The 10615-nt window shown below is 67.1% G+C and carries 10 protein-coding genes and 1 pseudogene; 5 read left to right on the top strand and 6 right to left on the bottom strand.

Annotation, left to right across the window (positions count from 1 at the left end):
- The 4 genes and pseudogenes from RT551_RS20020 to RT551_RS20005 form a co-directional block, all read left to right on the top strand.
- Positions 1-471: pseudogene (locus tag RT551_RS20020) on the top strand (hypothetical protein); the annotation flags it as partial.
- Positions 472-496: 25 nt separating this feature from the next.
- A complete protein-coding gene (locus RT551_RS20015) occupies positions 497-1102 on the top strand; it encodes a YigZ family protein (RefSeq protein WP_313461772.1) in 606 nt (201 codons plus the stop codon).
- Positions 1099-2865, top strand: a complete 1767-nt coding sequence (locus RT551_RS20010; RefSeq protein ID WP_313461770.1) for an ABC transporter transmembrane domain-containing protein — start codon at positions 1099-1101, stop codon at positions 2863-2865. The genes RT551_RS20015 and RT551_RS20010 overlap by 4 nt, the downstream gene beginning before the upstream one ends.
- Positions 2866-2932: 67 nt before the next feature.
- Positions 2933-3112 (top strand): hypothetical protein, encoded by a 180-nt coding sequence (locus RT551_RS20005; protein ID WP_313461768.1) that lies wholly within the window; start codon positions 2933-2935, stop codon positions 3110-3112.
- Positions 3113-3230: 118 nt separating this feature from the next.
- Here RT551_RS20005 and RT551_RS20000 read toward each other — a convergent pair whose 3' ends face one another.
- From RT551_RS20000 to hrcA, 6 genes are all read right to left on the bottom strand, one after another.
- A complete protein-coding gene (locus tag RT551_RS20000) occupies positions 3231-4343 on the bottom strand; it encodes a prephenate dehydrogenase (protein WP_313461766.1) in 1113 nt (370 codons plus the stop codon).
- Positions 4340-5248, bottom strand: coding sequence for a pyridoxal kinase (pdxY, locus tag RT551_RS19995; protein ID WP_313461764.1), 909 nt, complete (start codon positions 5246-5248; stop codon positions 4340-4342). The genes RT551_RS20000 and pdxY overlap by 4 nt, the downstream gene beginning before the upstream one ends.
- 64 nt (positions 5249-5312) lie before the next feature.
- Complete coding sequence (gene dnaJ, locus RT551_RS19990) at positions 5313-6437, bottom strand: molecular chaperone DnaJ (protein ID WP_313461762.1); 1125 nt, start codon at positions 6435-6437, stop codon at positions 5313-5315.
- A gap of 117 nt (positions 6438-6554) precedes the next feature.
- Positions 6555-8489, bottom strand: coding sequence for a molecular chaperone DnaK (gene dnaK / locus RT551_RS19985; RefSeq protein WP_311190938.1), 1935 nt, complete (start codon positions 8487-8489; stop codon positions 6555-6557).
- A gap of 129 nt (positions 8490-8618) precedes the next feature.
- Positions 8619-9134, bottom strand: a complete 516-nt coding sequence (grpE, locus tag RT551_RS19980; protein ID WP_311190937.1) for a nucleotide exchange factor GrpE — start codon at positions 9132-9134, stop codon at positions 8619-8621.
- Between the two features lie 81 nt (positions 9135-9215).
- Complete coding sequence (gene hrcA, locus RT551_RS19975; protein WP_313461759.1) at positions 9216-10283, bottom strand: heat-inducible transcriptional repressor HrcA; 1068 nt, start codon at positions 10281-10283, stop codon at positions 9216-9218.
- A gap of 111 nt (positions 10284-10394) precedes the next feature.
- On the opposite strand from hrcA, the gene RT551_RS19970 reads away from it, so the two are divergent.
- Positions 10395-10615 (top strand): AAA family ATPase (locus RT551_RS19970; protein WP_313461757.1); only part of this gene is annotated, 221 nt, incomplete at its 3' end.

Raw genomic sequence — 10615 nt, 5'->3', positions numbered from 1 at the left:
CCCCCCGCGCCGGCAGCGCCCGCGCCAGCAGCAGCACATGCACCGGCACCGGCACCGGCACCGGAACCCACGGAAGCGTTGACGCTTGGCACCTACAGCGCAGCACCGCCGATACCGGTTCCACCTGCGCCTGCACCGGCCGAGACGACTGCCGCACCGGCGGCGGAAGAGCGCGCCGCGCTGGACGCCATCCAGGTGACCGGCTCGAAGATCGAGACACCACGCGAAAAGTCTGCCCTGCGCGCCCAGCGCGCCGCGCCGGCCGACTTCGGCGGGCAACCGGACGCGTCGGCGATCACCACGGCCGTGGATGCGGACGCTCTGCTGCCGCGTCGCCAATGGATCGAGCGCATCCGCGAACGCCGCGATGCGGGCGACCTGGAGACTGCTCGCGCCAGCCTGCGCCGCTACCTTCAGCACTACCCGGAAGTGCGGGTGCCGCGCGATCTGCGCGCTCTGCTCGATTCCTGAGCGCGGCCCACTAGAATGGTCGGCGATGCCCGATACACTCGCCCAACCGGTCAGCCACAGCCTGGACGTCAAGCACAGCCGCTTCATCGCGCACGCTGCGCCGATTGAAAGCGCTGCCGCTGCACTCGACTTCCTGCAGCAGGTGGCGGTACCCGATGCCACCCACAACTGCTGGGCCTACCGCCACGGTCAGGATTACCGCTCCAGCGACGACGGCGAACCCGCCGGCACCGCCGGCCGCCCGATCCTGGCCGCCATCGATGGCCAGGGCTTCGACCGGGTGATGGTGGTGGTGATCCGCTGGTACGGCGGCATCAAGCTCGGTGCCGGCGGGCTGGTGCGGGCCTATGGCGGCACCGCCGCCGAATGCCTGCGCGCCGCGCCGCGCGTGCCGCTGATCGCCCTGGCCGAGCTGGAGGTGCAGGCCCCGTTCGAAGATCTGGGCACTCTGCACGCCGCCGTGGCCGCACACGCCGCTGAAAAAATCGATGAGTCGTTTACCGCCCGCGGCGTGGAACTGCAGCTGCGACTGCCCGCCGACCAGGTGGAACCGTTGAAAATCCGTCTGCGCGACGCCACACGTGATCGTATCCGCGTGCATCTGCGCACTGCTCCAGGATCTCCCCTATGACTGACACCTCCGCCACGCCTGCCCCACCCCTGCGCCGCCTGGGCAGCCTGGGGACGCTGTGGCCGTTCGTGCGCCGCCATATCGGGCTGTTCTCGGCCTGGCTGGTCGCACTGGCAATATCGTCGGCGGCCACGCTCAGCCTGCCTCCGGCGGTGAAGCAGATGATCGACCACGGCTTCAGCAGCAACGGCGACATCAACCGCGCCTTCGCTCTGCTGTTCCTGGTCGCGGTGGTGCTGGCGCTGGCCACCGCCGCGCGCTTCTTCTTCGTTTCGATGCTGGGCGAAAAGGTGGTCGCCGACCTGCGCAGCCGGCTGTACGCCCACCTGATCAGCCTGGGGGCCGGCTTCCACGACCGCAGCCGCAGCGGCGAGCTCGTTTCCCGCCTCACCGCCGACAGCGAACTGCTGCGCAGCGTGATCGGTTCCACCATGTCAGTGGCCCTGCGCAGCAGCGTCACCGTGGTAGGCAGCCTGACCATGCTGTTCATCACCAGCCCCCGGCTGGCCGCGTGGTCGCTGGTGGGCATTCCGCTGGCGATCCTGCCGATCCTCATCGGCGCCGCCCGCCTGCGCCACATCTCACGCGCCAGCCAGGACCGCATTGCCGATGCCAACTCGCTCGCCGCAGAAACGTTGGGGGCCGTGCGCACGGTCCAGGCGCATGCGCGCGAGCCCTACGAGCGCGGACGCTTCAACGCGGCACTGGGCGAATCGATCAAGGCCGCGCGCCGTCGCATTACCGCGCAGTCGCTGGTCACCGCCGTTGCCATCGTGATGATCTTCGGTGCCATCGTCGGTGTGCTGTGGCTGGGCGCGCACGATGTCATCGATGGCCGCATGAGTGCCGGCACGCTGGGCCAGTTCGTGCTGTATGCACTGATCGGCGGCGGTTCGGTGGGCGCACTGGCCGAAGTCTGGAACGAACTGCAGCGTGCTTCGGGCGGCATGGGCCGGATTGCCGAGCTGCTGCAGGAAGACGTGGAGATCACCCCACCGGCCCACCCGCTGGCCCTGCCCGCCCCCCTGCGCGGCGAGATCCGCTTCAACGACGTGGTGTTCCATTATCCGCAACGCCCCGACACCGCCGCGCTGGATCACTTCGACCTGCATGTGCGCCCGGGCGAGACCGTGGCCCTGGTCGGGCCCTCCGGTGCCGGCAAGAGCACGGTGCTGTCGATGCTGCTGCGCTTCCACGACCCGGCCGCCGGTGGCGTGGAAGTGGACGGCGTGGACATCCGCCAGTTCGACCCGGCGCAGCTGCGCGCGAAGATGGCGCTGGTGCCACAGCAGCCCACCCTGTTTGCCGCCACCGCGCTGGACAACATCCGCTACGGGCGGCTGGACGCCAGCGACGAGGAGGTGCAACAGGCCGCCGAAGCCGCCGAAGCCGACGACTTCCTGCAGGCGCTGCCCGACGGCTACCTGAGCGAGCTGGGCGAGCGCGGCGCGCGCCTGTCCGGCGGCCAGCAGCAGCGCATCGCGATTGCCCGCGCCCTGCTCAAGGACGCGCCCATCCTGCTGCTGGACGAAGCCACCAGCGCACTGGACGCGCAGAGCGAGCGCGCCGTACAGCAGGCGCTGGAGCGGCTGATGGCCGGGCGCACCACCCTGGTGATCGCGCACCGGCTGGCCACGGTGCTGAAGGCCGACCGGATCGTGGTGATGGACCACGGCCGCATTGTGGCCCAGGGCACCCATGCCGAGTTGCTGGCCGAAGGCGGCCTGTACGCTGAACTGGCGCGACTGCAATTCATCGATTGATGACGCGCCGGTAACGGCAGCGGTCGCATGGTGGCGCTACCCAACAGGCCGCTGAAGGAGGTGCTGCATGTCGTTCCGCCAGTTCCCCGCCACTGACGCCAATGGCGAAACCCGCATCATTTTGGAGTTCGTTGCCGACCAGGCCGATGGCGGCGAAAAGCGTTATGAGCTGGATTCCGGCGAACCGCTCGAACGGGATGGCCGCCAGTACCACACGCGCGATGGTGCACTGACGTTGAGCACGTAACGCTGGTCAATTAATCACCAGGTCTCTTGACAGCGTTGCCTGCCGGGACCTGCCCGCACTTATCCACACCTTTGTGCGCAGTTCATCCACACCCCCTGTGGATGAACTGCCCACCGCCTCAGCGCGACAGCACCCGGCCAATACCGCTGGCGTCGATTTCCTGCGCCGCCCGCGCCATCGCCGCGAGATCGCTTCCCGGTACAAACCCCATGCGGAAATGCACCTCACCGCCTGGCGTACGCGAGGAATGGATCGACGCCAGACTGACCCCATGGCGCTCGAACACATGCAGCAGCTCGCGCAATGAGCCCGGGCGGTCCTCCGGCAGGTGCACACTGATCGCGTTGCGCTCGGTCAGGTCAGCCAGCAGATACCCCACCCGTTCAAACGTGTAGTTGCCTTCGGCCAGCTGCGCGTCACCCTGGTGCTCACGGTTCACCCGCAGCAGCTGATGGCGGAAATCCGCCCGCGCCGCGTCATCGCCCTGCAGCACCTGCTGGTGCAGCTGCTGCAACTGGCCGAGCAGACGTTCCAGCATCGGGGCCACATGCGGGTTGCCGAACTGGATGTCCTCGTAGATCACCGGATTCATCGACAGAATGCGCGCGATGATCGCGGTATCCAGCTCGAACGAGGCCGACCGGTACGGCATCAATGCCGGCAGCGCGCCCAGCAGCGGCGCGTACTCGCGCAGCACCCCAGCCTGGGCCAGATGGGTGGCATGCACCATGGCCTGCACCAGCGCCATCACCTGGTCGTGGTGTTCGGGCGTGGCCTGCACGCACTCGGCTTCCAGCGCCGCGCACAGCGCGTCGACCCATGGCTGCCAGTGGCTCACGCGCGCCTGGCAGACCACCATCACCCGACCCTTCAGCGTGGGAGCCTTGGGCGGCGCGGTCATCGGATGCAGCCCCACCACCTCGGCCTGTGATTCCAGCATGGCGGCCACCGGTGCGCTCTTGACCGAAGTAACGTCCAGCCACAACCGGCCAGCTTCGCGCCCGGCCGAGCGCTCGACGTACTCGGCCACCAGCGCCGGCGTATGCCGGATCGGTGCGGAGAAGATCAGCACCTGCGCGCGTTCCAGCAGGTCGTCCGGCGAATGCGAATCCGGATCGGCCGGATCATGCCCGATCACCTCCAGGCCCATGCGCTGTTCAAAGAAACGCTGCAGCCAGCGCCCGTAGGCACCGGCACTGCCGACAATGCCGATCAGCGGGCGCACGCTCACGCCAGACGCTCGGCTACGAAGCGGTCGGGGAAGGCCAAGGCGGCCGGCGCGGCGGCCAGCACATCGAATTCTTCGTGGTGGTTGGCCAGGGTGGTTTCCAGCGCCACATGCACGCCGGCGATCGCGCGCGAAATCGCCTGTTCAAACGTCTCGCCGCGCAGCAGGAAGGCAACCAGCAGCGACATCAGCACGTCTCCGGTGCCGGCCACGTCCACCGGCAGATGCGGCGAAGACCAGCGCCAGATCGCCTCGCGGCTGACCGCCAGGGTGACCAGCTGGCCGGGCTCGCCGCCGACACTGTGCGCCAGCACCCACTGCGGGCCACGTGCCAGCAGTGCCTGTGCGGCGACAATGGCGTCGCCCTCTTCCAGGCTGGGCAGCCCGGTCAGGCGATTGAGCTCGAACGCGTTCGGTGTCACCAGCCAGGCATGCGGCAGCAGGCGCTCGGCGAAAATGGTTTCCAGCCCAGGTTCCACATAGGGCCCGGTATGGGTGTCACCAATCACCGGGTCCAGGCAGTAGCGCAGCTGCGGCGAAGTCGGCAGTACTGCATCGAGCCAGTCGGCAAAGGCCGCGCCGTTGCCGACGCTGCCGAAGTAGCCCGACACCAGCATGCGCGCGCGTTGCGGCAGGCCGCGTTCGCCCGCACCCAGCAGCAGGTCGGCGAACCACTCCGACGGCAGCACACGACCGCGCGTGGTGGCATAGAACGGCGCGTTGCTGAGCAGCGTGGTGGGAATCTCCGCCACGCGCACACCCAGCGCGCGCAGCGGTGGCACCGCCGCGCTGTTGCCCGCATGGCCGTAGACCAGTTGGGACTGGACCGAGATGACGTCGACCGGCGACGGACCGTCCGGGCGCTGGCGGCGACCGTGGACGAGGTGGCTTTCGAGGGGTTCGTTCATGCGTCCATTATAAAAAAACGCCGGCATTGCCGGCGTTCTTCGTTACCAATGGAACCAATCCTCATTACGAGGTCATGCGGTCCCAGAAGCCCTTGACGCCATCCAGGAAGGTGGCCGACTTCGGCGAGTGCTTACGTGCTTCCTCGCCGACGAAGGTCGTTTCGAACTGCTCCAGCAGTTTGCGCTGCTCAGCGGTGAGGTTGACCGGGGTCTCCACGACGACGCGGCAGTACAGATCGCCTTCGCTGCGGCTGCGCACCGAACGTACGCCCTTGCCACGCAGACGGAACAGCTTGCCGGTCTGGGTTTCGGCCGGGATGCGGATCTCGGCATAGCCGCCCAGGGTAGCCACGCGCACGGTGTCGCCCAGTGCCGCCTGCGAAATGCGGATCGGCACCTCGCAGTGCAGGTCGTCGCCGTCGCGCTGGAAGATGTCGTGCTCGCGCACGCGCACTTCCACATACAGGTCGCCCGGCGGCGTACCGGCGGGGCCGGCTTCACCTTCGCCCGCCAGGCGGATGCGGTCGCCGGTGTCGACGCCCGCAGGCACCTTGACCGACAACACCTTGTCTTCCTCGACACGGCCGTTGCCGTGACAGGTCTTGCAGGGATTCTGGATGATCTGGCCGCGGCCGTTGCAGTTGTGGCAGGCTTGCTGCATGGCGAAGATGCCGCGCTGGATGCGCACCTGGCCATGTCCCTTGCACACCGAACAGGTTTCCACCTTGCCGTCTTCCGAGCCACTGCCGTTGCAGTCATCGCACTCGGCCAGGGTCGGAATCTCGATGCGGCGCTCGATGCCCCGCACGGCTTCTTCCAGGTCCAGCTCCATCACGTAACCGATGTCGGCACCGCGACGTGCCTGGCGCGGACCACCGCCGGCTCCACCAAAGATATTGCCGAAGATGTCGCCGAAGATGTCGCCCATGTCCGGGCCGCCCGGACCACCACCGCCCATGCCGTGCTCGAACGCGGCGTGGCCGTGGGCGTCGTACATGCGGCGCTTGGTCGCATCGGACAGGGTTTCGTAGGCTTCCTTGCACTCCTTGAAGGAGGCTTCGGCAGCGGCGTCACCCGGATTGCGGTCAGGGTGGAACTTCATCGCGCAACGGCGATAGGCCTTCTTCAATTCTTCTTCGCTGGCGGTGCGGGTCACGCCCAGCACTTCGTAATAGTCGCGCTTGCTCATAACTTCAATCGTTGTCCGGCAGTCGGGTATCGCCCCCGACACGCCGGGCTGTGGCGGTCAGGATCTGAGATGTGACAACGGGACGCTGCCTGCGCAGCGTCCCGTGTCGCGTCTGGATCAGGACTTCTTGTCGTCCTTGACTTCGGTGAACTCGGCGTCGACCACGTCGTCGTGGGCGGCCGAACCACCGTTGCCAGCCGACTCGCCGCCCGGGGCGGCACCGCCCTGGTCAGCCGCCGACGCCGCTGCGAACAGCGACTGGCCGGCTTCTTCCAGCGCCTTCGACTTGGCTTCGATCTGCGCCTTGTCGTCGCCCTTCATCGCGGTTTCCAGATCGGCCAGGGCCGATTCCACCTTGCCGATCACATCGCCGCCGACCTTGCTGCCGTGTTCGGTGATCGCGGTACGGGTACCGTGGATCAGCGCGTCAGCCTGGTTGCGGGCCTGGACCAGCTCGTGGAACTTCTTGTCTTCTTCGCGGTTGGCTTCGGCATCGGCCACCATGCGTGCGATTTCGTCCTCGGACAGACCCGAACCGGCCTTGATCTCGACCTTCTGTTCCTTGTTGGTCTTCTTGTCCTTGGCCGACACATGCAGGATGCCGTTGGCGTCGATGTCGAACGACACTTCCACCTGCGGCAGGCCGCGCGGAGCCGGTTCGATGCCGGACAGGTCGAACTTGGCCAGCGACTTGTTGAAGCGGGCCTGTTCGCGCTCACCCTGCAGCACGTGCACGGTCACCGCCGACTGGTTGTCCTCGGCGGTGGAGAACACCTGCGAGGCCTTGGTCGGAATGGTGGTGTTCTTTTCGATGATCTTGGTGAACACGCCGCCCATGGTTTCGATACCCAGCGACAGCGGGGTCACGTCCAGCAGCAGCACGTCCTTGACGTCGCCGCCCAGCACGCCGCCCTGGATCGCCGCACCCAGTGCCACGGCTTCGTCCGGGTTGACGTCCTTGCGCGGCTCCTTGCCGAAGAACTCGGTCACCGCCTGCTGCACCTTCGGCATGCGGGTCTGGCCGCCGACCAGGATCACTTCGCTGATGTCGCTCGAACGCAGGCCGGCATCATTCAGCGCGATGCGGCACGGCTCGATCGACTTCTTGATCAGGTCTTCCACCAGCGCTTCCAGCTTGGCGCGGGTCAGCTTGATGTTCAGGTGCTTCGGACCCGACGCGTCAGCGGTGACGTACGGCAGGTTCACTTCGGTCTGCTGGCTGGTGGACAGCTCGATCTTGGCGCGCTCGGCGGCGTCCTTCAGGCGCTGCAGCGCCAGCGGATCCTTGCGCAGGTCGATGCCCTGGTCCTTGTTGAACTCGTCCACCAGGTATTCGATGACGCGGTTGTCGAAGTCTTCGCCGCCCAGGAAGGTGTCGCCGTTGGTGGCCAGCACTTCGAACTGCTTTTCACCGTCGACATTGGCGATTTCGATGATCGACACGTCGAAGGTGCCGCCGCCCAGATCGTAGACGACGATCTTGCGGTCCTTGCCGTCACCCTTGTCCAGGCCATAGGCCAGGGCTGCGGCGGTCGGCTCGTTGATGATGCGCTTCACTTCCAGACCGGCAATGCGGCCGGCGTCCTTGGTCGCCTGGCGCTGGCTGTCGTTGAAGTAGGCCGGCACGGTGATCACGGCCTCGGTGACGGTCTCACCCAGGAACGCTTCGGCGGTCTTCTTCATCTTCTCCAGCACGCGGGCGGAGATTTCCTGCGGAGCCATCTTCTTGGCATCGCTGGTGGCAACCCAGGCGTCGCCGTTGTCGTGGGCCAGGATCGAATACGGCACGTGCGCGATGTCCTTCTGGACTTCAGCGTCGGTGAACTTGCGGCCGATCAGGCGCTTGACGGCGTAGAAGGTGTTCTTCGGATTGGTGACCGCCTGGCGCTTGGCCGAGGCACCCACCAGCACTTCGCCGTCCTTGGTGTAGGCGACGATGGAAGGCGTGGTGCGGTCGCCCTCCGCATTTTCGATGACGCGGGCCTTGCCGCCGTCCATGATCGCCACACACGAGTTGGTGGTGCCGAGGTCGATACCAATGATCTTGCCCATGGGGAGACTCCTGAAAGTTCTTAAGTACTGTCCGGCGGCTGCCGGGTTATGAATGGGATGTGGGGGATGGGTTTGTCACATTCAACCCATTCCCCGCGTAGAGCCGGGCTTGCCCGGCTGCACCGTTAATCAATCGCGCGCAACCACCACCAGCGCAGGACGCAGCAGGCGGTCGTTGAGCAGATAGCCCTTCTGGAACACCTGGACCACGCTGCCCGGGGCCGCGCCGGGGGCGTCGACCTGGCTGATGGCCTGGTGGTGTTCCGGGTTGAACGGCTGGCCGGTCGGGTCCAGCAGGGTCAGGCCGTTGTCGGCGGCGACCTTCAGCAGCTGCTTGTAGGTCAGCTCCAAGCCTTCGCGCAGCGGGCTGGCCTCGGTGCCGGCGGCATTCAGGCCGGCGTCCAGGCTGTCGAACACCGGCAGCAGTTCGCCCAGCAGTTTTTCATTGGCGAAGCGGCGCGCCTGTTCCACGTCGCGGGCCACGCGCTTGCGCTGGTTGTCCAGGTCGGCGCGTTCGCGCAGCGACTCCGAACGCAGCAGGGCGACCTCGTTCTGCAGGGCCTCCAGCTGCTGCTGCAGCGAAGAACCTTCGGCAGCGGCGTCGGCCGGGGACGGGGTGGCGGTATCGGGCTGATCTTGATTCATGTTCGGGTCCTTGGCGGTCACTCCCCGCCTCCACACCCCCTATGTGGGCGCGGCGGACCGATTCAAGAGCTGAAGACGCTTTTAGCTGCGTTCCCGGGACAATCCGCCGCTCGAGGGCGCGTCCAACGCCGCCCCCAGCACCTGGGCGGTGGCTTCCACCAGCGGAATCATGCGGTCATAGGCCATCCGCTTCGGGCCAATCACCCCCAGTACGCCCAGCACCTGGCCACCGGCCGAGTACGGCGCGGTCACCAGCGACACACTTTCCAGCGGCACCACCCCGGTTTCCTCGCCAATGAAGATGCGTACCCCCGGGGCCTGGCTGGTGCGTTCCAGCAGCTGCAGGATCTCGCGCTTGCTGGCAAATACGTCAAACAGCTCGCGCAGCCGCTCCAGGTCGGACAGGTCCTGCACCCCCATCAGGCGGGTCTGCCCGGCCAGCACGATGTCGTCCGCCGGCGGGGCCAGTGCCTGCTCCGCCAGCTCCACGCTGTGGGCGAGCAGCTGCTCCATTTCCGAACGCGCCTGGCGCAGCTCCAGCAGCAGGCCGGCGCGGATCTCGGCCAGGGTGCGGCCGGCGCAGTGCGCATTGAGGTAGTTGGCGACCCGCTCCAGCTCGGCCGGCTCCCAGGCGCGGCGCGGCTCGATCACCCGGTTCTGCACCTCGTTGTCGGCGAACACCAGAATGGCCAGCACCCGGCGCGCATCCAGCGCCACGAAATCGATATGCCGGAACGCGAACTGTTCGCGCCGGGGCGCCCCCACCACGCCCACGAAATGACTCATCGCCGACAGCAGTTCCGAGGCACTGCCCAGCAGCGCCTGGGTGCCGGTGCCGCTGGACAGCTCGCTGCGCAGGCGCTGCAGTTCGCCCTCGCCCGGCGGCTGCATCTTGACCAGGCTGTCGACGAACACCCGGTAACCGGTGGCGGTGGGCACCCGTCCGGCCGAGGTATGGGGCGAGCTGAGCAGGCCCAGGTCTTCCAGGTCGCCCAGGATGTTGCGGATGGTGGCCGGGCTGACGTCCAGGCCTGCCAGTCGCGCCAGCGTCTGCGACCCCACCGGTTCGCCATCCTGGATATGGCGCGCGATCAGGGTCCGCAGCAGGTGGCGGGCGCGCGGTGCCAGCGGTGGCGAAGGTGCGTGCATGGAATCAGCCTGTGAGACGCCCGCCTTGATAATGGCTGGCGTGGACGTTGGCAAGTCATTGGAGTGGCCCCGCGCCCATGCTAGCGTTGCGCGGCTCAAGAACCCAATACCATGCTCAGACATCTTTCGATCAAGGATTTCGCCGTCGTCCGCGCCACCGAACTGGAGTTCGGGCCGGGCATGACTGTTGTTTCCGGTGAAACCGGGGCCGGCAAGTCGCTGATGGTGGACGCCCTCGGCTTCCTGTCCGGCCTGCGCGCCGACAGCGGCGTGGTCCGCCACGGGGCCGCCCGCGCCGAACTGTCGGCCGAGTTCGCGCCCGACGCCGACGC

The organism is Stenotrophomonas sp. (assembly GCF_032103445.1).
In the GTDB taxonomy this organism is placed as follows: Bacteria; Pseudomonadota; Gammaproteobacteria; order Xanthomonadales; family Xanthomonadaceae; genus Stenotrophomonas.
The sequence above is the reverse complement of the archived record's forward strand: the minus strand, read 5'-3'. Positions and strand labels throughout refer to the sequence as shown.

What these genes read in the sequence shown, in the direction of transcription:
- pdxY (WP_313461764.1), bottom strand. Translation starts at nt 5,248, where the DNA reads ATGAACGAACCCCTCGAAAGCCACCTCGTCCACGGTCGCCGCCAGCGC.
- RT551_RS20015 (WP_313461772.1), top strand. Translation starts at nt 497, where the DNA reads ATGCCCGATACACTCGCCCAACCGGTCAGCCACAGCCTGGACGTCAAG.
- RT551_RS20010 (WP_313461770.1), top strand. Translation starts at nt 1,099, where the DNA reads ATGACTGACACCTCCGCCACGCCTGCCCCACCCCTGCGCCGCCTGGGC.
- dnaJ (WP_313461762.1), bottom strand. Translation starts at nt 6,437, where the DNA reads ATGAGCAAGCGCGACTATTACGAAGTGCTGGGCGTGACCCGCACCGCC.
- dnaK (WP_311190938.1), bottom strand. Translation starts at nt 8,489, where the DNA reads ATGGGCAAGATCATTGGTATCGACCTCGGCACCACCAACTCGTGTGTG.
- grpE (WP_311190937.1), bottom strand. Translation starts at nt 9,134, where the DNA reads ATGAATCAAGATCAGCCCGATACCGCCACCCCGTCCCCGGCCGACGCC.
- RT551_RS20005 (WP_313461768.1), top strand. Translation starts at nt 2,933, where the DNA reads ATGTCGTTCCGCCAGTTCCCCGCCACTGACGCCAATGGCGAAACCCGC.
- hrcA (WP_313461759.1), bottom strand. Translation starts at nt 10,283, where the DNA reads ATGCACGCACCTTCGCCACCGCTGGCACCGCGCGCCCGCCACCTGCTG.